The 24,441-nt window shown below is 72.2% G+C and carries 23 protein-coding genes; 22 read left to right on the top strand and 1 reads right to left on the bottom strand.

What is annotated here, in order from left to right; translation table 11 throughout:
* Nucleotides 1-20: 20 nt before the first annotated feature.
* The 8 genes from ftsY (at nucleotide 21) to H504_RS37250 (ending at nucleotide 9,104) form a co-directional block, all read left to right on the top strand.
* Nucleotides 21-1,388: a signal recognition particle-docking protein FtsY gene (gene ftsY, locus H504_RS0127190; RefSeq protein ID WP_026425358.1), complete on the top strand. Its 1,368-nt coding sequence runs from the start codon at nucleotides 21-23 to the stop codon at nucleotides 1,386-1,388.
* A gap of 100 nt (nucleotides 1,389-1,488) precedes the next feature.
* Nucleotides 1,489-2,166, top strand: coding sequence for a response regulator transcription factor (locus H504_RS0127185; protein WP_026425357.1), 678 nt, complete (start codon nucleotides 1,489-1,491; stop codon nucleotides 2,164-2,166).
* Between the two features lie 106 nt (nucleotides 2,167-2,272).
* Entirely contained in the window at nucleotides 2,273-5,053 is a 2,781-nt protein-coding gene (locus H504_RS0127180; protein WP_026425356.1) for a glycosyltransferase family 2 protein, read from the top strand.
* A 59-nt stretch (nucleotides 5,054-5,112) separates the two neighbouring features.
* Entirely contained in the window at nucleotides 5,113-5,916 is an 804-nt protein-coding gene (locus H504_RS37260; protein ID WP_051386311.1) for a DUF4397 domain-containing protein, read from the top strand.
* The gene (locus H504_RS37255) at nucleotides 5,913-6,539 is read left to right on the top strand and encodes a class F sortase (RefSeq protein ID WP_035306318.1); all 627 of its coding nucleotides are present in this window, start codon (nucleotides 5,913-5,915) and stop codon (nucleotides 6,537-6,539) included. Before H504_RS37260 ends, H504_RS37255 begins: the two co-directional genes overlap by 4 nt.
* A 144-nt stretch (nucleotides 6,540-6,683) precedes the next feature.
* Nucleotides 6,684-7,328 (top strand): ATP-binding protein, encoded by a 645-nt coding sequence (locus H504_RS0127165; protein WP_026425355.1) that lies wholly within the window; start codon nucleotides 6,684-6,686, stop codon nucleotides 7,326-7,328.
* Nucleotides 7,325-7,999 (top strand): response regulator, encoded by a 675-nt coding sequence (locus H504_RS0127160; RefSeq protein WP_026425354.1) that lies wholly within the window; start codon nucleotides 7,325-7,327, stop codon nucleotides 7,997-7,999. Before H504_RS0127165 ends, H504_RS0127160 begins: the two co-directional genes overlap by 4 nt.
* Before the next feature lie 64 nt (nucleotides 8,000-8,063).
* On the top strand, nucleotides 8,064-9,104 hold the full coding sequence (locus H504_RS37250; protein WP_051386310.1) for a DUF6986 family protein: 1,041 nt from the start codon (nucleotides 8,064-8,066) through the stop codon (nucleotides 9,102-9,104).
* On the opposite strand, the gene H504_RS0127150 is transcribed toward H504_RS37250, so the two are convergent.
* Entirely contained in the window at nucleotides 9,062-9,718 is a 657-nt protein-coding gene (locus tag H504_RS0127150) for a (2Fe-2S)-binding protein (protein ID WP_051386309.1), read from the bottom strand. The two genes, H504_RS37250 and H504_RS0127150, sit on opposite strands and share 43 nt — an antisense overlap.
* A 171-nt stretch (nucleotides 9,719-9,889) precedes the next feature.
* On the opposite strand from H504_RS0127150, the gene H504_RS0127145 reads away from it, so the two are divergent.
* The 14 genes from H504_RS0127145 to lepB (H504_RS0127080) all read left to right on the top strand — a co-directional run bounded on the left by H504_RS0127145 (nucleotide 9,890) and on the right by lepB (H504_RS0127080) (nucleotide 24,440).
* On the top strand, nucleotides 9,890-11,284 hold the full coding sequence (locus tag H504_RS0127145; protein ID WP_211239406.1) for an ammonium transporter: 1,395 nt from the start codon (nucleotides 9,890-9,892) through the stop codon (nucleotides 11,282-11,284).
* Entirely contained in the window at nucleotides 11,281-11,619 is a 339-nt protein-coding gene (locus tag H504_RS0127140; RefSeq protein WP_026425351.1) for a P-II family nitrogen regulator, read from the top strand. Before H504_RS0127145 ends, H504_RS0127140 begins: the two co-directional genes overlap by 4 nt.
* Nucleotides 11,620-11,753: 134 nt before the next feature.
* Nucleotides 11,754-14,084 carry a [protein-PII] uridylyltransferase gene (locus tag H504_RS0127135; protein ID WP_051386308.1) on the top strand — a complete coding sequence of 777 codons (2,331 nt, stop codon included), beginning with the start codon at nucleotides 11,754-11,756 and terminating at the stop codon, nucleotides 14,082-14,084.
* A gap of 566 nt (nucleotides 14,085-14,650) precedes the next feature.
* Nucleotides 14,651-16,192, top strand: a complete 1,542-nt coding sequence (gene ffh, locus H504_RS0127130; protein ID WP_026425349.1) for a signal recognition particle protein — start codon at nucleotides 14,651-14,653, stop codon at nucleotides 16,190-16,192.
* Nucleotides 16,189-17,262 (top strand): amidohydrolase family protein, encoded by a 1,074-nt coding sequence (locus tag H504_RS0127125; RefSeq protein WP_026425348.1) that lies wholly within the window; start codon nucleotides 16,189-16,191, stop codon nucleotides 17,260-17,262. Before ffh ends, H504_RS0127125 begins: the two co-directional genes overlap by 4 nt.
* 79 nt (nucleotides 17,263-17,341) lie before the next feature.
* Complete coding sequence (locus H504_RS0127120; protein WP_026425347.1) at nucleotides 17,342-18,118, top strand: CPBP family intramembrane glutamic endopeptidase; 777 nt, start codon at nucleotides 17,342-17,344, stop codon at nucleotides 18,116-18,118.
* On the top strand, nucleotides 18,115-18,864 hold the full coding sequence (locus H504_RS0127115; RefSeq protein WP_026425346.1) for a LamB/YcsF family protein: 750 nt from the start codon (nucleotides 18,115-18,117) through the stop codon (nucleotides 18,862-18,864). Before H504_RS0127120 ends, H504_RS0127115 begins: the two co-directional genes overlap by 4 nt.
* Before the next feature lie 172 nt (nucleotides 18,865-19,036).
* Nucleotides 19,037-19,474 (top strand): 30S ribosomal protein S16, encoded by a 438-nt coding sequence (rpsP, locus tag H504_RS0127110; RefSeq protein WP_026425345.1) that lies wholly within the window; start codon nucleotides 19,037-19,039, stop codon nucleotides 19,472-19,474.
* Complete coding sequence (locus H504_RS0127105; RefSeq protein ID WP_018682041.1) at nucleotides 19,471-19,710, top strand: RNA-binding protein; 240 nt, start codon at nucleotides 19,471-19,473, stop codon at nucleotides 19,708-19,710. Before rpsP ends, H504_RS0127105 begins: the two co-directional genes overlap by 4 nt.
* A gap of 14 nt (nucleotides 19,711-19,724) precedes the next feature.
* Nucleotides 19,725-20,249 carry a ribosome maturation factor RimM gene (rimM, locus tag H504_RS0127100; RefSeq protein WP_026425344.1) on the top strand — a complete coding sequence of 175 codons (525 nt, stop codon included), beginning with the start codon at nucleotides 19,725-19,727 and terminating at the stop codon, nucleotides 20,247-20,249.
* Nucleotides 20,249-21,019, top strand: a complete 771-nt coding sequence (gene trmD, locus H504_RS0127095; protein WP_026425343.1) for a tRNA (guanosine(37)-N1)-methyltransferase TrmD — start codon at nucleotides 20,249-20,251, stop codon at nucleotides 21,017-21,019. Before rimM ends, trmD begins: the two co-directional genes overlap by 1 nt.
* Before the next feature lie 123 nt (nucleotides 21,020-21,142).
* Nucleotides 21,143-21,502 (top strand): 50S ribosomal protein L19, encoded by a 360-nt coding sequence (gene rplS / locus H504_RS0127090; protein ID WP_026425342.1) that lies wholly within the window; start codon nucleotides 21,143-21,145, stop codon nucleotides 21,500-21,502.
* Nucleotides 21,503-22,489: 987 nt separating this feature from the next.
* Entirely contained in the window at nucleotides 22,490-23,398 is a 909-nt protein-coding gene (gene lepB / locus H504_RS0127085; RefSeq protein ID WP_425394085.1) for a signal peptidase I, read from the top strand.
* Between the two features lie 160 nt (nucleotides 23,399-23,558).
* The gene (gene lepB / locus H504_RS0127080; RefSeq protein WP_051386332.1) at nucleotides 23,559-24,440 is read left to right on the top strand and encodes a signal peptidase I; all 882 of its coding nucleotides are present in this window, start codon (nucleotides 23,559-23,561) and stop codon (nucleotides 24,438-24,440) included.
* Nucleotide 24,441 lies beyond the last annotated feature (1 nt).

Genomic DNA, 24,441 nt, shown 5'->3' with positions numbered 1-24,441 from the left:
CGGGATGCGAGGATGGCCGGGTGTCGAACACCCTGATCGTCGTCCTCGTCGTCGTGCTGGTGCTGCTGGTCGCGGGCATCGTCACCGGTGTCGTGCTGGCCCGGCGCAGGCGGATCACCCTCGACCGGGAACCCGGGGTGACCGAGCGGCCCAAGGGTGGGTACCAGGCGGGCGGCGGCATCAACCTGGCCCAGGGCGGCCCGCAGGCCCCGCCGCACCCGGCGGGCGAGCGGACCGAGGTGGACGGCCAGCCCGGCGTCGGCGACGACGCGTCGGTACCGCGCGACTCGGTCAAGCGCCCGCTGGTCGACGTCACCCTGCCGGATGTCACCCAGCCTGATGTCACCGATGCCACCGGCGAACCCCCGGTCGTCGCGGCGGTGCCTGCACCGGTGGTCGTGGCGCCCGAGCCGGTTGCCGACCCGGAGCCGGTGCCCCCGGTGGTCGAGGAGATCGCCCCGACCGCCGGTCGGCTGGAGCGGCTGCGCGGCAGGCTGGCCCGCAGCCGGTCGTCCTTCGGTCAGGGCCTGCTCGGCCTGCTCGGCGCGGGCGACCTGGATGAGGACTCGTGGACCGACGTCGAGGACACCCTGCTGTTGGCCGACCTCGGCGCCGCCACCACCCAGGACATCGTCGATCGCTTGCGCACCGAACTGGTGTCGCGCGGAGTCCGCACCGCCGAACAGGCCCGCGCACTGCTACGTGAGGTCTTGGTTGACGCGCTCCACCCGGATATGGACCGGTCCGTGCGCGCGCTACCGCACGGTGAAGACGGCGACCGGCAGCCCGCGGTTGTGCTTGTCGTAGGGGTTAACGGCACCGGTAAGACCACTACGACCGGCAAGCTCGCCCGAGTGCTCATCGCCGACGGCCGCACCGTCGTCCTCGGTGCCGCCGACACCTTCCGCGCCGCCGCCGCCGACCAGTTGCAGACCTGGGCCGACCGGGTGGGCGCCCAAGTGGTCCGGGGCAAGGAAGGTGCCGACCCGGCCGCCGTCGCGTTCGACGCGGTCAAGGCGGGCCGTGAGTCCGGGGTCGACACCGTGCTCGTCGACACCGCCGGTCGGCTGCACACCAAGAGCGGCCTGATGGACGAGCTCGGCAAGGTCAAGCGGGTGATGGAGAAGCAGGCCAAGGTCGACGAGGTGCTGCTGGTGCTCGACGCCACCACCGGTCAGAACGGCCTCACCCAGGCCCGGGTGTTCGGCGAGGTCGTGGCCGTCACCGGCGTCGTGCTGACCAAGCTCGACGGGACCGCCAAGGGCGGCATCGTCTTCCAGGTCCAACGCGAGCTCGGCGTCCCCGTCAAGCTCGTCGGCCTCGGCGAGGGCGCTGACGACCTTGCCCCCTTCGACCCCCGCGCCTTCGTGGACGCGTTGTTGAATTGACGCGCTGCTGACTTGACGTCAACTCTGGGAACCACGATCGGGTGAGTCTCCTCCAACTGCATGAGGACAGTCGAGGCTTCCTCATGCACCGTGTCCGCCCGTGGACCCCATCAGACTCTGGCTCGTCGACGACCACAGCCTGCTCACCGACGCGCTGGCCACCCGGTTGGCCGCGTTCACCGACCTGTGGGTGGCGGGCCGCAGTGCCAGCGACGACCCGCGGTTGTCCGCCCGGTTGGAGCGGGAGCGGCCCGCGATCATCACCGTCGAGCCCGATACCGCCCGCGTCCCACTGGCCGAACTGCTGGGGGTCCTGCGCGCCGCGGCCCCGGAGGCCCGGCTGGTCGCGTTGACCGGGAGCAAGGACCCGGAGCGCGCGCTGGCCGCGGCCCGGCTCGGGGTCGACGCGTGGATCTCCAAGGCGTCCGGGATGACCCACCTCGTGGAGGTCCTGCGTGGTGTCGCGCGCGGTGACGCGTGGTTCCCGCCGCGGTTCCTCGGCGCGGTCCTGCGTGGCTTGCGTGACGACGTCAACCGCGTCGGTGAGGGCCCACTGGACCAGTTGTCCGCACGGGAACGCGAGGTGCTCGGGTGCATGGTGGACGGTATGCGTGGCCCGCAGATCGCCGCCGAGTTGGGTCTGTCCACGAACACGGTGCGGACCCACACACATAGCGTCTACGCGAAACTGGGAGTGCACAGTCGCTTGCAGGCCGTGAGCGCTGCCCGTGCCGCCGGGCTCTTACCGCGACCGAAAGATCCCGTCCATATGTCGTAGGCGCGCTCATCCAGCGGGGTGAGCCGAATTGGTCCGTCGGATCCTACGGTCGCCGTGTTGGGGCACGGTGTAGGGGAGATGCGGTGGGCCACGGATCGGTGCCGGGGTGATCCCGGCGTGGGTGCTCGCCGCGTTCGTGGTCGGCGTGGGGTTCGTGGTCGGCGCGGTGCTCGGGGTGTTCCGCCGGGACCGGGAGCGCGGGTCGCCGCCGGTCGAGCGGGGCGAGCCGGTGCTCGGCGAGGTCGCGGTGCTGATCCTGGCCCGCGACGCCGAGGACGAGGTCGCGGCGGCGATCACGGCGGCCGCCCGGTTGGTGCCGCGCACCGACATCCACGTGGTGGTGGACGCCTCCGCCGACCGCACGCTGGACGTCGCGCACGCGCAGGGGGTGAACGTCGCCGAGACGGTGCGGCCCTCGGGCCGGTCGGGGGCCGTCTCGGCGGCTTTGACCGGGTTCGGCGCGCTGGACCGGTACCGGTACGTCCTGCTGCTCGACGTGGACCACCGGCCGCACCCCCGGTTCCTCGACCGGACCCTGCCGCTGTTCGAGGACCCCGCCGTGGTGGCCATCGCCGGGTACGCCCAGACCGAGTGGGACACCGCCCGGCGCAACCCGGTGGCCCGCCTGCTGACCGCGTACCGGGCCCGGTCGCTGGCATTGACCCAGTGGCTGCTGACCGTGGACCGCACCCGCCCCCGCACCGAGGTCGCCCGTCTGTTGCCGAGCCCGGCGCGGCTATACCGGTCGAGCGTGTTGGCTGAGCTCGATCTCGACCCGGACGGTGTGGCTGTCGCGGATTTCGACCTGTCGAACCAGATCTACCGGCGTCGACTGGGTCGTGTTGTTGTGGTGCGCGGTGCAGTGGTCAGCACCCGTGACCCAGATGACCTACGCACCTACTGCACCCAGCTTCGCTTATGGGCCAAGGGGTTTTGGCAGGCTGCCCGGCGTGACGGCGGCGGTGGATCGCACACGCGCGGGATTGTCGCCTTCGCGGCGGAGACGGTTGTCGCGTCCTTGCTGTGGATAGCTCTACCGGTCTTGGTCGCTACGGGCGTGGTCACCGTGCCGGCGTTGCTGCTCGGCGTGTTCGTGCCCGACCTGCTGCTGACTCTTGTCGTCGCCAGTAGACAGCAGGAGCCGCGCTATCTCCCCGTCGCGGTTTTCCTGCCGCTGGTCCGGGTGCTCGACGGAGTCCTGTTCCTGAGCGCGCTCGTCACACCTGTTCGCGCGCGGTGGCTGAGCCCGGTCCGGGCTGTGACACCTGCTGTCGCTAGTCGGAGTTGGTGGCGGACCCGTCCGATCGCCGTGGCCGGTTGGTTTCTCGCGCTGGGTTCGGCAGGGGTGTTCGTCCTTCGGGTCTATCTGACGGCCGCGACCCTGCCTGCGTCGCCGTTGGAGACCACCGTCATCGATGGGGTCTACAGCCGAGTAGCCGGCATTGGTGAACCACCGGTGGCGGGCACTCTTGTCCCGACCAACCTCCAGTTGGTGCTCTACGGCGGGATAAGTCGCTCGTTCGACCGGTACAGCAGCGTTCTTCTCAGCGCTCGCGAGGCTTCTGTCGCTGCCGCGGTCGTCCTCGCCCTGTGCCTCTTACTCGCTGCCGCACTTCTCAAGCTCCGGCCCTTGGCGGTCGCGGTGGCCATTGCCGCGGCGTGCACTGTCGCCGCGACCGCTTTCGCCACAGCCGGTCCGGGACCGTTGGCCACTACCTGGCTCGGTGTCGCGGGTGTGGCCTCAGTCGCCGCTATCACCCGCCGCGACATCAAACCTGTTCCCGTAGTCGTCGTCGCGGCCGTTGCCGCTGTCGCCACGGCACCCATGCTTGTCCTACCGGCGGCGGTCGGCGCTCTCGCGTGGAGCATCCCTACCCGCCGGTGGAGTTGGTCGGCAACCTTCGCTGTCGTCGCAGTCGTTGGCGTCGTGCCATTCCTGTACCTCACTACCCCGGCCGCGATGTTCGTACCCGGCACGCGATCGTTGCTCTTGCTCGCGGCTCTTGTTGTCGCTCTCGGTGGGCTCATCACTCCTTTTAGATCTGTCGCAACAGGAGTAGCCGCTGCGTCCGTGCTCGCCTTGGTTCTTGAGACTGGGACCGACCAACTTGTGCCGGTGGCGCTCACTGGCGCGGTATTCCTCACGGCCGCGATGCTCGACAGGGTTGTCCTACCCGCCATCTCCTTCCGCCCCGGCATAGCTCTTGCCACGCTCACCGCGCTTGCGGGCGCTGTGTGGGGCGTCAAGGCGATCCAACCGACCGCGCCCACCGTCGACCACCGCGCCACCGCCGACTGGTACGCCGCTGCCGCCGGACACGACATGGCCCTGTCCGCACCGCCGCTCCTGGCATCCGACCTTCGCCGCGACCTCCACGACACCGAGGGCCGCGTGCGGCTCGACGACCGCGGCGCGCTCACCGCCAACGGGCGCGGACTTCCGATCGCGACCTTCCCCGGCGTCACGGTCAGCCTCACCGACGGCGGCGCGGGCTACGTCGGTGACGGCAACCGCGCGATCGCGGGTGCCCAACTCGCCGCCAACACCAGGATCACCGCGCCGGCCACGGTCCGCGCCGCGCTGCGCGCCGGTCAGGTCGACCTGCGGGTCATGACCGTGCTCGCCGAGATCAGCGCGGGCCACGCCATCACCGTCGCCGAGGTCACCAACCCCGGCCCGGAGACCGGCTCCGACCTGCCGCTGCGCACCGCGGTCCTGACCGAGGTGGACGGCCACCCCGCCACCGACCAGTCCGTGGTCGCCGCCCTCACCGCCTGGGTCGCGGCCCAACAGCCGCCCTACGCCCCCGACGACTCCCGCGCCACCGACCGCGGCTTCACCCTCTCCTGGCGCATCCCCGCCCCCGGCGACGCCACCCCGAACTAGACCCGGACTACACCGCCCCGAACTAGACCGCGCCGAACTAGACCGAAGGACACCGAACCATGCGCAAGACCCTCATCCTGCTGGTGGTGGCGGTGCTGACCGCGTTGGGCGCGGCGCCCGCGCAGGCCGCGACCGGCACCTACCTGCGGCTGGCCCACTTGTCGCCGGACACCCCCGCCGTCGATGTCACCGTCACCAACTTCGCCAAGCCGGACTGGTCGGTGAAGCTCAACGGCGTCGCCTACGGCGCCGTGTCCGCCTACCAGCGCGTCGACCCGGGCACCTACACGGTCGCGATGCGCCCGGCGGGCGCCGACCCGTCGACCCCGCCGGTGATCTCCGCGACCCTGCAGGCAGGCGACGGCCGCGCCTACACCGTCGCCGGGTTGGGCAAGTTCGCCTCGCTCGCGCTCAAGGTCCTCGACGACGACATCACCCTGCCGCCGTCCGGGCAGGCGCGGATGCGGGTCGTCAACGCGGCACCCTCGGCCGGTGACCTCGACATCGACCGCGCCGGTGTGGCCGTCATCGAGAAGGCGTCGTTCGGTCAGGCCACCAACTACAGCCTGGTTCCGTCCGGGTCCACTGTGCTGCAGGTGGTTCCCAAGAACACGTCCCCGACGGACCTGCCGGTGTCTCTTGACCCGGGCGGCGTCTACACGGTTCTTGTGCTGGAGAAGAACGGTGGGCTCACCGCCGAGGTGAAGGCCGACGCGAAGGGCGCCGAGGTGATCCCCGCCGGTGGCGTTGAGACCGGCGGCGGTGGGACCAGCCCGGTCACGATCGCCGCCCTCGTGCTCGTCGTGCTCACCGGCGCGGTCGGGGTCTTGTTCGTCTCGTCGCTGCGCCGCCGCCGCGCGTGATCGTCCGGGTCGCGGTCGGCGCGGTACTCGGCGTCGTGGTGGCGTTGGTCTGCTTCCTGGTCACAGGGTCGGCAGACCAGCCCACCACCGTCAACCCCGCCGCGCGGACCGGCCCGGCAGCACCAACCTGGTCCATCGACACAGCGTCCATCGGCACAGCGACGGACACGACGACGGCGCCCAGACCGACCCGGCTGCGCATCCCCGCCATCGGCGTCGATACACCGCTCGTCGACATCAACGTGGACGGCACCGGAGCACTCATCCCACCCACAGCCCCCGACATCGCGGGCTGGTTCACCGCCGGACCCGCCCCCGGCGCGATCGGCCCCGCGCTGCTCGCGGGGCACGTCGACTCCCGCGCCGGACCGGGCGTGTTCTTCAGGCTGGTCGACCTGCGCCCCGGCGACCGGGTCGAGGTCGACCGCGCCGACGGCAGCCGGGCCGTGTTCGGCGTCGTCTCGACCACCCGCACCCCGAAGGCCGCGTTCCCCACCGACGCCGTCTACGCGCCCACCCCCGGCCCGGAACTGCGCCTGGTCACCTGCGGCGGCACCTTCGACCGGGCCATCCGCAGCTACCGCGACAACGTCATCGTCCAGGCCGTCCTCACCACCCCGTGAATGATCCGCCACGCGGAGTGGCAAATCTGGGATGAGAAAGTCCTACATTCGGGTGAACCGCTAGGCCGTTCGCGCCGAATACCACGAAACGCCTGGGTCGTGTGCACCGATCTGGCAAGTGGACTCTCCCCGAAGGGGCGCCGTATGGACTGGCCGAACGACCGCCGGGTCGGACCCGGACGGCGCACCACCGACCGGGCCAACGCGCTGCACGCCGCCGAGGACGTCCTGCACGACATCGACCACGAACTGGCCACCCTCGCCCTGCTCGTCGAGTCCGTGCGGACCGCGGCCGAACTGCGGGCGGACACCAGGACCAGGGTCGGGCTGATCGCCGAGCAGGTGGCCCGGCTCACCGACCTGGTCCGCGGCACCCCGGTCACCGCCCCGCTGGACGTGCGGGCCCTGCTCGGCAGGCTCGTCGGGGTGGCCGCCGCCGCGGGCGCCCCGGTCGACCTCGACCCGGGGGAACCGGTGTTCGCGCCGCTGGACCCGGGTGTGTTGTGGCGGGTCGTGGCCAACCTGGTGGCCAACGCCGTTCGCGCGGGTGGCACCGTCCGGGTCGCCGTCGTCGGCACCGACCCGGTCGCGGTGGACGTGGTCGACACCGGACCCGGGTTCGGCGCGGGGCCGCCCGGCCGGTCCGGCCGCGGTCTGGGCATTGTGGACGGTCTGGTCCGGTCGGTCGGCGGCGTTGTCCGGATCACCCCGGAACTACCCGCCGGTACGCGCATCCGGGTGACCTTCGGCGTCGTTGAGCCGACCGACGACCCCCCGGAGGCGAGATGAGCGACCCGGTCGACCCGGTCGATGTGGTGCTGTGCGACGACCACACGGTCTTCGCCGACGCGTTGAGCACGGTGCTCGCCCTGCACGGGTTCGCCGTGCGCGCGGTGGCGCCGACGGTGTCCGGCGCGGTCGCCGCCCTGCGCGGCCTGCACCCCGACCTGTGCCTGCTGGACCGCAAGCTCGCCGACGGCGACGGTGTCGCCGCGATCGGGGAGCTCACCAGGGCCAGCGCGCGCACCAAGATCCTCGTGCTGACCGCCGACGACGACCCGGCCACCGTCACCCGCGCGTTGGACGCGGGCGCGGCCGGCTACCTCCACAAGACGGGTAGCGTCAACTCGCTCGCCCGAGCCCTCCGCCGCGCACTGGACGGCGAGGTCGTGGTGGAGTTGCCGACCCGGGGCGAACGTCCACGCTCGACGGCCACCGGTGACGCCCAGCGGCTCGCCGCCCACCTCACCCCGCGCGAACGCCAGTGCCTCGCCTTGCTCGTCGAGGGCGCGGGCACCGCCGCCATGCAGCGCAGGATGGGCATCTCGTCGACCACGGTCCGCACCCACGTCCAGGCGCTGATGACCAAGCTCGGCGTGCACTCCCGGCTGGAGGCCGCCTCCTTCGCCGTCCGCAACGGCATCCTCGCCGACCAGCCGCACCGCAGGACCGGCACCTGAGCCCGCCGGGTCCACCCGCCTGATCCAACTGTCTGAATCGGCCGCCCGGGTTCACTATGGACGCATGCGGACCACCCTGGACGGTTCCCTGATCGCCGGTCTCGTCGCCGCCCTGGCCGAGGCCGCCCCGGAGCCGTCCCCCGTGGACAGTCGCGCCGCCGCCCGCCAGCCCGTGCACACCTGCCTGGTCAGGGTGCAGGACGCCGACGAGGACCTGCCGTCCCGGTGGGGTGCGCTCGCCGCCGCCGCGCTCGCCGAGCACGCCCCGGACGCGGCCGCCCTCGCCGGTATCGTCGGTCTGCCACCCGCCATCGCCGAGACCGTCTACGAGCGGGTGCGCGGGAAGTTGGCGACCGACCCGGTCGAGGACGTCCGGATCGACCTCTCCCGCCGCGAGCACGACACCGGCGACATCGACGCCCTGCGCGCGGCCGTCCTGCTCGGCCGCTGGTGCCTGCCCGAGGCCGGGATCCGGGTCCGCCCGTTCGCCGCCGCCGAGTCGTTCCGGCGGGCGGTGCGCTCGCTCGACCTGGTCGTCACCGCGCTTGGCCGACCGCAGGCGCTGACCCTGCCCGAGGTCACCTGGCCCGGCCAGGTCACCGCCCTGGTCGGCCTGCTGGAGGTGCTGGAGCGGCGGCTCGGGCTGCCGGACGGGGCGCTGCGGTTCGAGATCGGCGTGGACACCGCGCGGGCCGTCGTCGACCACGACGGGCACTTCGCCGTGCCGCACCTGATCGAGTCAGGCCAGGGCCGGGTCTCCGGGCTCGTGTTCGGCGCGGACACCTACGCCGCCACCTGCGGCCTGACCGACGCGGGACCCGACCACCCCGCCTGCGACTTCGCCCGGCAGGCCATCCTCGTCGGCGCGGCCGGTAGCGGTATCCGCCTCTGCGACAGCCCGACCACCCTGCTGCCGGTAGGGGACGCCGTCATAGAGGGTTGGCGCAGGCACTACAACCAAGTGCGTCGCTCACTCGCTCTTGGCTTCCTGCAAGGGATCGACCTGCATCCCGCGCAACTCGTGACCCGCTACGCCGCCGTCTACACCCACCGGCTGGAGGCTCACAGCGCGGAAAGCCTCGCCGATCTCTCCTCCGGCCTTTGACGGGGACAAGAGACACACTTGGCGGCCCCGGTCTCGTAGACAAGACAACACGATCCACGCCGGACGTAGTCGCGACCGTTGACGGATACGAATCGTGGTTTCGGTAGCTCGTGCATGTCATCTGCCAACGACAGAGCCAACTCCGGCCGTCCCCCTGTCCACAACACACGATTGGCCAGCGAGTCGGCCGCGATCGCCCACAGTGTCCGCGCCCGAGCCCCGGTCACCGCGGAAACGGCATCGATCGCGGACTGGAAAACGTCCCGCAACGCCGAGCCGGGAGACGAGCACAGGGCGTCCGCGGTGGCGGCGAGGATTCGACCGTCCGCCTGCGGGTACAGCCGCACCGCCGCCGGATCGAGCGCCGACCCGGTCACCACCAGCGACTCCACGGTCGGCGCCGGGACCACCACGCTGGCCGAGTACCACCACAGCACGCCCAGGGTCCGCCGGTCACCGTGCCGGTAGAGCTTCCCGGCCAGGTCGACCTGGTCCGAGATCCACTTCGGATCGCCGACCGCCGCCACCGGGACGCCGTGTCCGGAAGCCCCGGCGCCCACGTGGTACGGCAACCGAGCGGCGATCGCCGCGTACACCTCCCGGACCTGGTTCATCGCGGAGCCACGTTACCGGCACGATTCCGTAGTCGATCGTGTACTGGCAGTACCGGAAACCTGGCCGTAACACTGGTGAGCGGGGAGTTCACCGGCCGGAAACCTCCGGTGCCGTCCGGTGAAACAGCACCCGCCGATGCTTCCCGCCAACCAAGTTCACGGGAGGACAGTGTGAACGCAGGAGACACGGCCTGGGTGCTGGTGAGCGCCGCGCTGGTCATGCTGATGACCCCGGGCCTCGCCTTTTTCTACGGCGGCATGGTCCGGGCCAAGAGCGTGCTGAACATGCTCATGATGAGCTTCATCGCGCTGGCGGTGGTGACGGTGCTGTGGGTGCTCTACGGCTACAGCCTCGCCTTCGGCAACGACGTCGGCGGCGGCCTGCTCGGCGGGCTCGACTTCACCGGGCTCAAGGGCACCCTGGGCTCCCTGGTCGGCACCGCCCCGACCGACCCGAACTCGCCCTGGGTGAACGGGCACCAGATCCCGCACCTCGTGTTCGTCGTCTTCCAGTTGATGTTCGCGATCATCACCGCCGCGCTGATCTCCGGTGCGATCGCCGACCGGGCCAGGTTCTGGGCGTGGACGCTGTTCATCGCCGTCTGGGTGACGGTCGTCTACTTCCCGGTCGCGCACTGGGTGTTCGACTTCAACGGGGCCACCGGCGCGGATTTCGTCGGCGGCTGGATCGCCAACAAGCTCGGCGCGCTCGACTTCGCGGGCGGCACCGCCGTGCACATCAACGCGGGCGCGGCCGGACTCGCCCTCGCGCTGGTCTTGGGCAAGCGCAAGGGGTGGCCGCGCGAACCCATGCGGCCGCACAACCTGCCGTTCGTCATGCTCGGCGCCGGGCTGCTCTGGTTCGGCTGGTACGGCTTCAACGCCGGGTCCGCGCTGGCCGCCAGTGACCTCGCCGGGGTCGCGTTCATCACCACCACGGCCGCCACCGCCGCCGCCGTCCTGGGCTGGCTGGTCGTCGAGCAGGTCCGCGACGGCAAGCCCACCACCCTCGGCGCCGCCTCCGGCGCGGTCGCGGGCCTGGTCGCCATCACCCCGGCCTGCGGGTTCGTGTCCCCGCTCGGCGCGCTGGTGATCGGCCTGGTCGCGGGGGTGGTGTGCGCCCTCGCGGTCAGCCTCAAGTACAAGCTCGGCTTCGACGACTCGCTCGACGTCGTCGGCGTCCACCTGGTCGGCGGTCTCATCGGGACCCTGCTCATCGGCCTGTTCGCCACCACCGGCGTCAACCCGGCGGGCAAGGACGGCCTGTTCTACGGCGGCGGCGTCGGCCTCCTCGGCAAGCAGGCCGTGGCGGCGTTCGTGGTCCTGGGCTACTCGTTCGTGCTGACCCTGGTCATCGGGTTCCTCATCCAGAAGACCATCGGCTTCCGGGTGTCCACCGAGGCCGAGCGCACCGGCATCGACGAGGCCGAACACGCCGAGAGCGGCTACGAGTTCTCCAGCCTGCGTGGCGGCGGCTCGTCGTTGGGTCGGACGGCCGACATACTGGCCGGAGCCGGGAAGATCCGCGAGGCCGCGGGCGCGAGCACGGAAGGAGCCGGGCAATGATGCTGGTCACCGCGATCATCAAGCCGTTCACCCTCGACGACGTGAAGGCCGCGCTCGAGCAGATCGGCGTGCTCGGCATGACCGTCAGCGAGGTCCAGGGCTACGGCAGGCAGAAGGGCCACACCGAGGTCTACCGGGGCGCCGAGTACTCGGTCGACTTCGTCCCCAAGATCCGGGTCGAGGTCCTCACCGACGACGCCACCGGGGACAAGGTGGTCGACGCCATCGTCGCCGCCGCCCGCACCGGCAAGATCGGCGACGGCAAGGTCTGGGTCACCCCGGTCGAGACCGTGGTCCGCGTCCGCACCGGCGAGCGCGGCACCGACGCGATCTGACCCTCGGCGGAGAGCACTGTGACTGCCCCGGCGGCCACGCCGCTCGGCCGCCGGGGCAGTCCCCGCCGACACCGTCCGCTTCGAACGCCCCCGTCCGCCCGCGGCCGGTGGCCCGATGGCCAGGGAGCCCTGGGATGACCGAGCCGGACCCCGGTCTGCTGCGCACCGCGGCGGACCTGGTCGGCGCGCGCGACCGGCTGCTCGGCTCCGGTCACCGGCTCACCCCCGGCGCCCTCCGCGACGCGCTCGCCGACCTGCACGAGTTCTGGCTCACCGCGCACGCCGCCCGCGCCGGGGTCCCCGGCCGTGGCGGCGGGGTGGCGCTGATCGCCGTCGGTGGCCTCGGCAGGCGCGAGCTGGCGCCGTACGCCGACCTCGACCTGGTGCTGGCGCACGACGGCCGGAGCCGGGTCGGGCCGGTCGCCGAGCTGCTCTGGTACCCGCTGTGGAACTCCGGGGTCGGGTTGGACCACTCGGTCCGCACGGTCGGGGAGGCGCTGGCGGTCGCGAGCGGTGATCTGCGGACCGCGCTCGGCCTGCTCGACGGTCGGCACCTGGCAGGCGACGCGGAGATCTCGGCCCGGTTGGTCGGGGCGGCGCGGGAGCAGTGGCGGACCGGGGCCCGCAAACGCGTGGTCGAGCTGGCCGAGTCGGTGCGGGCCCGGTGGGCGCGCTCGGGCGAGGTCGCGCACTGGGTCGAACCCGATCTGAAGCACAGCCGGGGCGGGTTGCGGGACATCGCCGTGCTCCGGGCCCTCGCCGCGGCGCAGTTGGTGGACCGGCCCGGCGGGGAGGTCGCGGCCGCGCACGAGCTTCTGCTCGACACCCGTACCGAGCTGCGCCGGGTCGCGGGACGGGCGCGGGACGTGGTGCGCCCGCAGGACGGCGACGAGGTGGCCGCCGCGCTCGGTCTCGCCGACCGGTTCGCCCTCGCTCGGGCCTTGTCCGGGGCGGGGCGCGCGATCGCCTACGCCCTCGACGTCGCGCTGCGGTCCACCACACCGCGCAAGGTCTTCGGCGTGCCGCGCCGCGCTCCAGACCGGCGTCCGCTCGACGAGGGCGTCGTCCTGCACGGCTCGGAGGTCGCGCTGGCCCGGGACGCGGACCCCGGCCGGGACGCGGGCCTGCTGCTGCGGGTCGCCGCGGCGGCCGGGCGGACCGGTCAGCCCATCTCGCCCGGCTCGTTGGCGCGGCTCGGCGAGGCGGCCCCGGAGCCGCGCGCCCCCTGGCCCACCGACATCCGGCACGACCTGCTCACCCTGCTCGGCGCGGGCGAGGGGCTGGCCGACGTGGTCGAGGCGTTGGACCGGACGGGGCTGTGGGCGCGGTTGTTCCCCGAGTGGGGCGCCGTGCGGGACCTGCCGCCGCGCGACGCCGCGCACGTGTGGACGGTGGACCGGCACCTGGTGCAGACCACGGTCAACGCCGCCCGCCTGGTCACCTCGGTCTCCCGCCCGGACCTGCTGCTGGTCGGCGCGCTGCTGCACGACATCGGCAAGGGCCGCGAGCAGGACCACTCGGTGGTCGGCGCGGCGCTGGCCGCCCAGGTCGGCGCCAGGATCGGACTGTCCACACCGGACATCGGGGTGCTCTCGGCGGTGGTCCGCCACCACCTGCTCCTGCCGCACACCGCGACCCGCCGCGACATCGACGACGAGGCCACCGTCCGCCGCGTCGTCGACACCCTTGACGGCGACCCCGTGCTGCTGGAACTGCTGCACGCCCTCACCGAGGCCGATTCCCTGGCCACCGGCCCCGGCGTCTGGACCGACTGGAAGGCCCGCCTGGTCGCCGACCTCGTCGCCCACTGCCGCACCGCCATGGCGGGCGGCGCCTACCCCGAGCCCGTCCCGCTCGACGACGCCCAACGCGCCCTCGCCGGGACCGTCGCCGCGACCGGCAGACCCGACGTCCTCGTCGACCCCGCCGACTCCGGCGCCACCATCACCCTGGCCGCCCCGGACTGCCCCGGCGTCCTGTCCCGCGCCGCCGGGGTGCTCGCCCTCAACTCGCTGGAGGTGCACGCCGCCACCGTCGCCATCCACGCGGGCGCCGCCGTCGGCGTGTTCGCCGTGACCCCGCGCTTCGGCTCGATGCCCGACCCGACCCTCCTCCGCGAGCAGTTCACCCGCGCCGTCACCGGCTCCCTCCCGCTCGCGGAGAAACTGGCCGCCAAGGAACGCGACTACGGCCACCACCCTGGCGACACCCCGCCACCGCGGGTCCTCTGGTTCGACCACGAGGCGGGCGGCCCCGCCGTCGTCCTCGAACTCCGCGCCACCGACCGCATCGGCCTCCTGCACAGCGTCGCCACCGCCCTCGAACACACCGGCGTCGACGTCCACTGGGCCCGCGCCACCACCCTGGCCACCTCCGCGGTCGACTCCTTCGCCTTCACCGCCCCCGCCGCCACCGCCGACTGGCGCGCCACCATCGAACAAGCCGTCCTCGCCGCCGCGCGCTGACCGGGCCGCCCGCGACTGAGTAGTCCTACCCGGTGCCACCCGGGTGCCTTCACGCTGTGGCGGGCCCCCGACCGTCCACCAGACTTCGGGGCGTCGCACCGGGACCCCCGGCCGCCGGGGAGGGCAACCGGGCCACCGACCGCGACCCGGGTCCGGGGAAGGTCCGCCGAGGGGTCGGGCCTCCCCGGCCAGACCTCCACCGCGCCCCGCCCACAGCAGACCGCAGGCACCCGCCCCGACAGCGGCCACCACCGACATCGCCGCGATCCCCGCCGCGCCAAGCACCACCGCGAGCGCCGTGAGCGCGGCGGCGACCGCGATCAGGCCGGGCACGTCCGGATTCGTTGTCCTGTCTAGGGATTCCACCTACACACCCCCTGCGGCGAATGGGTAAACTCGGTCAGTGCCGGGGAAGTTAGCACCGGTCGGCGGTGGGCCGCGCGAAGTTGTCCACAGGGCGGTCCCCGGACATCCGGGCGGTCCGGCCCGACCGGCGACTACCCTCGACACCGGGCCGCGTCGCGCGACCCGCCCGACCCGATCCGCAAGGCTGGAGTGCCGCACCCGTGTTCGACACCCTCTCCGACCGGCTCACCGCGGTCCTGCAGAACCTGCGGGGCAAGGGGCGGCTGAGCGAGACCGACATCGACACCACCGCGCGCGAGATCCGCATCGCGCTGCTGGAGGCCGACGTCGCGCTGACCGTTGTGCGCGGCTTCATCGCCAGGGTCAAGGAGCGCGCCAAGGGTGCCGAGGTGTCCGCGGCGCTCAACCCGGCGCAGCAGGTCGTCAAGATCGTCAACGAGGAACTGGTCGCCATCCTCGGCGGCGAGACCCGGCGGCTGAACCTGGCCAAGACCCCACCCACGGTGATCATGCTGGCGGGCCTGCAGGGTGCCGGTAAGACCACCCTGGCGGGCAAGTTGGCCCGCTACCTCAAGGGCCAGGGCCACACCCCGCTGCTGGTGGCCTGCGACCTGCAGCGCCCGAACGCGGTCACCCAGTTGCAGGTGGTCGGCGAGCGGGCCGGGGTCTCGGTGTTCGCGCCGGAGCCGGGCAACGGGGTCGGCGACCCGGTCTCGGTGGCCCGCCGCGGCATCGAGGAGGCCAAGCGCAGCCAGCACGACATCGTGGTGGTCGACACGGCCGGTCGGCTCGGTGTCGACGAGGAGTTGATGCGGCAGGCGGCCGACATCAAGGCCGCGGTGTCCGCCGACGAGGTCCTCTTCGTGGTCGACGCCATGATCGGCCAGGACGCGGTGTCCACCGCCGAGGCGTTCCGCGACGGCGTCGGGTTCACCGGTGTCGTGCTCACCAAGCTCGACGGCGACGCCCGTGGTGGCGCCGCGCTGTCGGTCCGCGAGGTCACCGGCGCGCCGATCATGTTCGCCTCCAACGGCGAGAAGCTCGAGGACTTCGACGCGTTCCACCCGGACCGGATGGCGTCCCGGATCCTCGGCATGGGCGACGTGCTCACCCTGATCGAGCAGGCCGAGCAGCACTTCGACCACGAGCAGGCGGAGAAGGCGGCCGCCAAGATCGGCTCCGGCGAGCTGACCCTGGAGGACTTCCTGGAGCAGATGCTCGCGGTCCGCAAGATGGGCCCGATCGCCAACCTGCTCGGCATGCTGCCCGGCGCCGGGCAGATGAAGGACGCGCTGGCCCAGGTCGACGAGAAGCACATCGACCGGCTGCAGGCGATCATCCGCGGCATGACCCCGGCCGAGCGGCAGGACCCCAAGATCATCAACGCCTCCCGCAGGCTGCGCATCGCCAACGGCTCCGGTGTCCAGGTCCGCGACGTCAACGACCTGGTCAACCGGTTCTTCGAGGCCAAGAAGGTCATGCAGCAGATGGCGGGCCGGTTCGGCATGGGTGGCCGGGCCAACCAGCGCAAGCAGAAGGGCAAGAAGGGGAAGAAGGGCAAGGGCCGCGGCCCGACGCCGCCGCGGGTGCGCGGCGGACTGCCCGGTGGTCTCCCCGGCGGGTTCCCCGACCTGTCCGGCATGCCGCCCGGCCTCAACGAGATCCCGCCGGGCCTGGCCGGGCTGGACACGCTGCCGCCCGGGTTCGACCCGTCCAAGCTGCGGTTCCCCAAGAAGCCGTGACCGCGCTGCACCTGCGCGGGGTCGTGCTGCCCGGCGACGACGAGCGCGACCTCTGGGTGGTCAACGGTCGGATCCGCACCACCCCGGTGCCCAACGCGGAGACGGTCGTCGACGGCGGCTACCTGCTCCCCGGTTTCGTCGACGCGCACTGCCACGTGGGCATCGGGCCGGAGGGCCCGGTGGACCTGGAGACCGCCGCGGCGCAGGCTGAGACCGACCGCGACGCGGGCACGCTGCTGCTGCGCGACTGCGGCGCCCCCATAGACACCCGGCCGCTGCAAGAGCGGCTGGATCTACCCAGGATCGTCCGCGCCGGTAGGCACATCGCCCGCCCCAAGCGCTACCTCCCGCACCTGGGCATCGATGTCGGCGACCCGGAACAGCTACCGGCCGCGGTAGCCGAACAGGCCGCTTACGGCGACGGCTGGGTCAAGCTCGTCGGCGACTGGATCGACCGCGACCGGGGCGACCTCGCGCCGCTGTGGTCCGACGACGTGCTCGCCGAGGCGATCAAGGTCGCGCACGACGCGGGCGCCAGGGTCACCGCGCACGTGTTCGGCGAGGACGCGCTGCCCGGCCTGGTCAACGCCGGGATCGACTGCGTCGAGCACGGCACCGGGCTCACCGACGGGGTCATCGCCGAGATGGCCAGGCGCGGCACCGCCCTGGTGCCCACCCTGATCAACATCGAGAACTTCCCGGACATCGCCGCCAAGGCCACCAAGTACCCCGCTTACGCCGCGCACATGGCCGACCTGCACGCCCGCGCGGGCGCCATGGTCTCGGCCGCCGTCGAGGCCGGGGTGCCGGTCTACGCGGGCACCGACGCGGGCGGCGGCATCGCGCACGGCCGGATCGTCGACGAGATCACCGCCCTGCACCGGGCTGGCATGCCCGCCGAGGAAGCCCTCGGCGCGGGCTCCTGGGCCGCGCGCGGCTGGCTCGGCTGGTCGGGCCTGGAAGAGGGGTCCGCCGCCGACCTGCTCGCGTTCGACGACGACCCGCGCAAGGATCTCACCGTGCTGCGCGCCCCCAGGCGGATCATCCTGAGAGGGCGGATCGTCGGGTGATCCAGCCCGGGTGCGGCGCAGCGCGACCAGTTGGAACCGAATCGGACGGACACTCGGATGGACTGTGGGGGAGCACGCCATGGCACCACCTCCGCCCGGTGAGCCCACCGCCGAGAAGCAGGCGGTGACCCCGCCGGTCCCACCGACCGCGCCCGGCCGCGACCACAAGTGGGGCTTCGGGGCGTTCCTGTTCGTCTTCGCCGTGTTCCTGCTGTCCGCGGTGGTCATCAACGCGCTGATGGGCCTGGGCGGCCCCGACTCGATCGACTCCGTCGCCGTGATCCTCGTCGGCACCATCGTGCCCACCGCCCTCGCGACCCTGGCGGCGCTGGTGGTCACCTGGGTCCGCGGCAACGGCCCGGTGGTCGACCTGCGGCTGTCCTACAACCGCGCCGACCTGCGCTCCGGGGTGAAGTTCGGCCTGCTCGGCCTGGTGTGCACCACCGTCGCCGCGGCCATCTGGTCCCGCATCGTCGGCGAGCACGACGCCACCTCGTCGCTGGGCAGGCTGGTGGACAACCAGACCATGCCGGTGGCCGCCGCGGTCATCCTGTTCGTCTACGTCTGGCTGGTCGGACCGGTCTTCGAGGAGATCATCTACCGCGGCCTGCTGTGGGGGGCGTTGGAGCGGTTGAAGTGGGGCAGGTGGGCGGTGTTCGGGCTCACCACGGCGATCTTCGCGGTCAGCCACCTCGAACCGCTGCGCACCTCGTTGCTGCTGGTCATCGGCATCCCGATCGGCCTGGCCCGGCTCTACACCGAGCGCCTCGGCGCCAGCGTGGTCGCGCACCAGGTGAACAACTTCCTGCCCGCGCTCGTCTCGCTGCTGATCAGCCTCGGGGTGATGCACTCGTGACCGCGCTCGACCTCAACAGCGACCTGGGCGAGGGCTTCGGCGTGTGGCGCCTCGGCGACGACGACGCCCTGCTCGACGTGGTGACCTCCGCCAACGTGGCCTGTGGTTTCCACGCGGGTGACGCCCCCACCATGCGCGCCGTCTGCGTCTCCGCCGCCGCGCGCGGGGTCGCCGTGGGCGCCCAGGTGTCCTACCGGGACCTCGCGGGCTTCGGCCGCCGCTTCATCGACGTCGAACCCGCCCGCCTCGCCGATGAGGTGCTCTACCAAATCGGGGCGCTGGAAGCGTTCGCGCGAGCGGCGGGAACCAGCGTCTCTTACGTCAAACCGCACGGCGCGCTCTACAACGCCACCGTGCACCACGACGCCCAAGCCCAAGCCGTGGTCGACGGGGTCAAGGCGTTCGGTGACCTCCCCATCCTCGGCCTACCCGGTTCACGCCTCTTGACTGCCGCAGGCTCGGTCGGCGTTGAGGAGGCCTTCGCTGATCGGGGCTACACGCCCGAGGGGACCCTCGTCCCGCGTGGGCAAGAAGGGGCGCTGATCACCGACACCGCCGCCGTCGTCGACCGCGCTGTCCGACTCGCCGAATCGGGTGAGATTGTCGCGATCGATGGCACCGTGCTCGCCATGGCTGCCCGGTCGCTCTGCCTGCACGGCGACACCCCGGGCGCCGTGGACCACGCACGGGCCGTCCGAGCCGGGCTCGAACGAGCGGGCGTCGAACTGGTCCCGTTCGCGGGCTGACCCCCGCGAGTTCTCCCCCGGGGACCCATCTGGCAGAATTGGCGGCTGTCCGTCGTGGCCGGACCCTCTCACCGTGCCGTGACACCCAGAACTTCGGGCGAGATCCCCGACCCCACTCGGGGCCGTCGCGCCCGACACCGCACTTCGAGAGCTTTGAGGAGTACCCCTACCCGTGGCTGTCAAGATCAAGCTGCAGCGCCTCGGAAAGATCCGCGCGCCGTACTACCGCATCGTCGTCGCCGACGCGCGCACCCGCCGCGACGGCAAGGCGATCGAGACGATCGGCCGGTACGCCCCCAAGGAGGAGCCGAGCCTCATCGAGGTCGACTCCGAGCGGGCGCAGTACTGGCTGGGGGTCGGCGCCACGCCGACCGACCCGGTGAAGCACCTGCTGGAGGTCACCGGCGACTGGCAGAAGTTCAAGGGCCTGCCCGGCGCCGAGGGCACCCTGCGGGTCAAGGAGCCGAAGACCAGCAAGCAGGAGCTGTTCGAGGCCGCGCTGAAGGCGGCGGGCGAGGAGCCCTCCACCGACGCGACGACCCCGAAGAAGCGGTCCGCGCCGCGCAAGGCCGAGGACGCGCCCGCCGAGGCGGAGGCCGCGGCCGAGTGAGTGCCCTCGCGGACGCCCTGGAACACCTGGTGCGCGGTATCGTCGACAACCCCGACGACGTGCAGGTCGAGCTGGTCACCACCCGCCGCGGCCGCACCCTCGAGGTGCACGTCAACCCCGACGACCTGGGCAAGGTGATCGGCCGGGGCGGCCGCACCGCGACCGCGCTGCGGACCGTGATGGCCGGGGTCGGCGGTCGCGGGATCCGGGTGGACGTGGTCGACACCGACCACTGATCACCCAGACCACGATGGACGGATCGAACCTGGTCGCCGTCGGGCGGGTCGCCAAGGCGCACGGCATCCGCGGCGAGCTCGCCGTGGACGTGCGCACCGACTCGCCCGAGCGGCGGTTCGCGCTCGACGCCCGGCTCACCGCCCGGCTGCGCGACGGATCGCACCGGGAGCTGACCGTGTCGGCCGCCCGGCACCACGCCGGGCGGCTGCTGGTCGTCTTCGCCGAGGTGCCCGACCGGGACACCGCGGAGGCGATGCGCGGGGCCCTGCTGCTGGCCGACCCCGCCGACCTGCCGCCGATCGACGACCCGGACGAGTTCTACGACCACGAGCTGGCAGGCCTGGCCGCCGAGCTGGTCGACGGGACCAGGGTGGGCACTGTCCGCGACATCACCCACGGACCCGGCCCCGACCTGCTGGTCATCGATCGGGCCGACGGCGCGGAGCTGCTGGTGCCGTTCGTCCGCGAGATCGTGCCCGAGGTGGACGTGCGCGGCGGCCGGGTCGTGCTGGACCCGCCGGAAGGTCTGATCGAGTAGTGCGCGTCGACGTCGTCACCATCTTCCCCGAGTACCTGGAGCCGCTGCGGGCGGCGCTGCTCGGGCGCGCCATCGAGCGCGGACTGCTCAGCCTCACCGTGCACGACCTGCGCAAGTGGACCTACGACGTGCACAAGGCGGTCGACGACAGCCCGTACGGCGGCGGTCCCGGCATGGTGATGAAGCCGCAGGTGTGGGGCGAGGCGCTGGACGAGGTCTGCGCCGGTCCGCCGCCGCGGCTGGTCGTCCCCACGCCCGCGGGACGCCCGTTCACCCAGGCGCTGGCGCACGAGTACGCCGCCGAGGAGCACCTGGTGTTCGCCTGCGGCCGCTACGAGGGCATCGACCAGCGGGTCGTCGACGACGCGGGCACCCGGGTGCGGGTGGACGAGGTCTCCATCGGCGACTACGTGCTGGTCGGCGGCGAGGTCGCGGTCATGGTCATCGTCGAGGCGGTGGCCAGGCTGCTGCCCGGCGTGCTGGGCAACCCGGTCTCCGCCCAGCAGGACTCCTTCTCCGACGGCCTGCTCGAAGGGCCCAGCTACACCCGGCCCGAGGTGTGGCGGGACCGGCCGGTGCCGGACGTGCTCCGCTCCGGCAACCACGCCGCGATCGCCCGCTGGCGGCGGGACCGGTCGCTGGAGCGCACCTTCGCCCGCAGGCCCGACCTGCTCGCCGCGCTCCCGGCGGACAGCCTGGACAAACACGATCGGGCGATGCTGGACACATTGCGTGCGGGGGCCGATTTCGGGTCCGCCGGTCCGGTCTGACATACTTTCCGGGTTGCCGCGCCCCACGGCGCGCCCGCAAGCCCACCCGAGCCAGGCTGTTCGGTTCGCTGCCGCCCCTGGCCGGGACGTAGAGAAGCTTCAGAAGACGAGGACGGACTACCGATGAACACCCTGGATGCCCTGGACGCCAAGTCGCTGCGTTCCGACATCCCGGACTTCCGCCCGGGTGACACGCTGAAGGTCCACGTTCGCGTCATCGAGGGTTCCCGTTCGCGGGTCCAGGTGTTCCAGGGCGTGGTCATCCGCCGCCAGGGCGGTGGCATCCGGGAGACCTTCACCGTGCGCAAGGTGTCCTTCGGTGTCGGCGTGGAGCGCACCTTCCCGGTGCACACCCCGAACATCGCCGAGATCGAGGTCGCCCGCCGCGGCGATGTCCGCCGCGCGAAGCTGTACTACCTGCGCGAGCTGCGCGGCAAGGCTGCCAAGATCAAGGAGAAGCGCGAGCCGCAGGCCGCTTCCTGACGCGGTCAGCACACCCGCTCCCGTAGGCTCGGGTGCGTGGTCGACCGTCCTCCTCACCGTGTGCCGCCGGACGCCGGGGCAGAGCCGGAGCGCTCCCGCCGGGAGTCGGTCGACCGTACTCGGGGCCCTGACCAGGACCCCTCGGCGCGGCAGACCGAGCCGATCAGCAAGCGGGACGTGACTGGTCGCCGGGTCAACGGCGCTCCGGTGAACGGCGGTCCGGTCGACCGGACGCCTGGCGACCGGAGCCCAGTCGAACCGGGCGCGTTCAACGGGACCCCGGTCACCAGGGATCAGGTGAACGGCGCTCCGGTGAACGGCGTACCCGCGCGCAACGGCACACCGGTTCCCGGGCCGCAGCGCACCGAGCCGATCCGGCGCAAGCCGCCGGTGCCGGACGTGCCGCCGCTCCCCCCGGTGCCGCCCGCCGACCCGGCCTTCTGGTTCGGCTCGCCGGTGCCCGATGGCGATGGCGCCCCCGGCGATCGCGGCGAGTGGTTCCCGGCGTCGGTGTCCCGGTCGGTCGAACGCCCGGACCCGTACACCCGGTCGGGGGTCACCCCGGCCCAGCAGCCCGTTCATGATGTGGCGCGCGTCACCGGCGAGCATCATGCGGACATGGTGTCGACCGACGACATCGACGAGGACGAGACCGTCCCGGTCGCGCGGAACACCGGTCGCCCCGAGGCCCCGCGCCCGCGTACCGACCAGCCGCGCCCGGACCAGCCGCGTCCCGATCTCCCGCGTCCAGATCTCGCACCCGGCGTCCCCCGGCGCGGTGAGGCGTCCCGCCAGGACCTGGTACCGGTCGAGCCCGAGGTGCCCGCCGCGCGCGGCGGTAGCCGTTCGGACATCCCGGTCCGGCGCGAGCCCGCGGTCGACCTGTCCGAGTTGACCGAGGCGCCCGAGTGGGAGGACGTCGAGAAGGAAGACGTTGTCCCGCAAGAGGACGTCCCCGACGTCGACCTGACGGCGTTGATCCCGCGCGTGCGCGCCCGCGCGGAGGCGCTGAACACCTCGCCCCGCGCCAGGCGCAAACGGGCCAGGGAAGCCGAGAAGGCCAACCGCAAGGGCGGCAGGCACCGCCGTCCGCCGCGCAAGCAGCCGCTGTGGCGCGAGATCCTCACCTTGGTCGTGGTGGCGCTCGCGCTGACGTTCCTGATCCAGCACTTCGTCGGCCGCGTCTACTCGATCCCGTCCGGCTCGATGGAACAGACCCTGCACGGCTGCCCCGGCTGCAACGGCGACCGCGTGTTCGTCGACAAGATGGTCTACAACTTCAAGGACCCCTCGCCCGGTGACGTCGTCGTGTTCCAGGGGCCGAACACGTGGACGGAGAACGACGCCGGCGAGAGCGAGAGCGGCAACCCGGTGGTCCGCGCGCTGCGCTACGCCGGGTCGTTCATCGGCATCGCGCCGCCGGACGAGCGCGACTTCGTCAAGCGGGTCATCGCGGTCGGCGGGCAGACGGTGGAGTGCTGCGACGACAAGAACCGCGTGCTGGTCGACGGGAAGCCGCTCGACGAGCCGTACATCTACTGGGAGAACGGCAACCCCAACTCGCAGCGGGAGTTCACCCGGGTTACCGTGCCCGAGGGCACACTGTGGGTGATGGGCGACAACCGGAACAACTCCAGCGACTCGCGCTTCCAAGGTGGCGGCGGCGTACGCGGAGTCGTCCCCCTCGGCAAGGTCATCGGCAAGGCCCGCTACATCGTGTTGCCGCCGTCGCGGTGGCGCGGTGTCGGCGACCACAACCCGCAGGCGGGGCCGCAACTGTCCGCGGCGGGTTGGCAACAAGGGGTCCCGTTCGGTGTCGGCCTGGCCGCCGCCTGGCCCGCGTTGTGGCTCGGGCGCCGCGTGAAGAACGCACTCACTCCCAGGAAGGCTGACTAGCTTGTCGGACGCAAACGGTGCCGTGCCAGGGGAAGGACGCGGCACCGAGGACCTCGACGTGCCTCGACCGCAGACCGGTAGGGACGCCACCACCGCCACACCGACCGGGCCCGCGCCGCACGACGGACCGCGGTCCCACGGCCCGGACGACGGGCCGGAGGTGGACGGCACCGAGGACACTGAGGATGTCGGGGGCGTCGAGGGCGGGGAAGCCAAGGGCCGCAAGGAGAAGAAGAAGCGGTCGTTCTGGGTGGAGCTGCCGATCCTGATCGGGGTCGCCCTGGTGTTGACGATCATCATCCAGTCGTTCATCGCCCGGGTGTTCGTGATCCCGTCGGAGTCGATGGAGCAGACGCTGCACGGCTGCTACGGCTGCAACGGCGACCGCATCCTGGTCGACCGGGTCGTCTACTACTTCCGCGACCCGGAGCCCGGCGACGTGGTCGTGTTCAAGCGCCCGGACACCTGGGACCAGGACGGGCCGGGCAACCGCTCGGAGAACCCGGTGGTGGCCTGGCTGCAGGACTTCGGCTCCCAGTTCGGCCTCGCCCAGCCGAGCAACGAGGACGTGGTGAAGCGGGTGATCGCGGTCGGCGGCCAGACCGTGGAGTGCTGCGACGCCCAGGAGCGGGTGCTGGTCAACGGCAAGCCGCTGGACGAGCCGTACATCTACCGCACGTACCCGGACGAGACGCAGCGCCGGTTCGCCAAGATCACCGTCCCGGACGGGATGCTCTGGGTGATGGGCGACAACCGCAACAACTCCGACGACTCGCGCCTGCAGGGCGGCGGCGGCTCGAACGGGTTCGTCCCCGTCGACCACGTCATCGGCAAGGCGCGCTACATCATCCTGCCGCCGTCGCGGTGGCGTGGCATCGGCGACCACAACCCGCAGGAAGCCCTGTCTGCTCCCGCGTGGCAGGTAGGACTACCGGCTGGTGTTGGCATCGCGCTGGCGTGGCCCACGCTGTGGCTGAGCCGCGGCGCGGGTAGGCGCGTGCGCGCGGCCCTGTCGCGCGGCTCCGCCAAACGCGCCGGATAGG

Source organism: Actinokineospora inagensis DSM 44258 (assembly GCF_000482865.1).
Classification (GTDB): domain Bacteria; phylum Actinomycetota; class Actinomycetes; order Mycobacteriales; family Pseudonocardiaceae; genus Actinokineospora; species Actinokineospora inagensis.
This window is presented reverse-complemented; position numbering and strand designations above follow the sequence as displayed.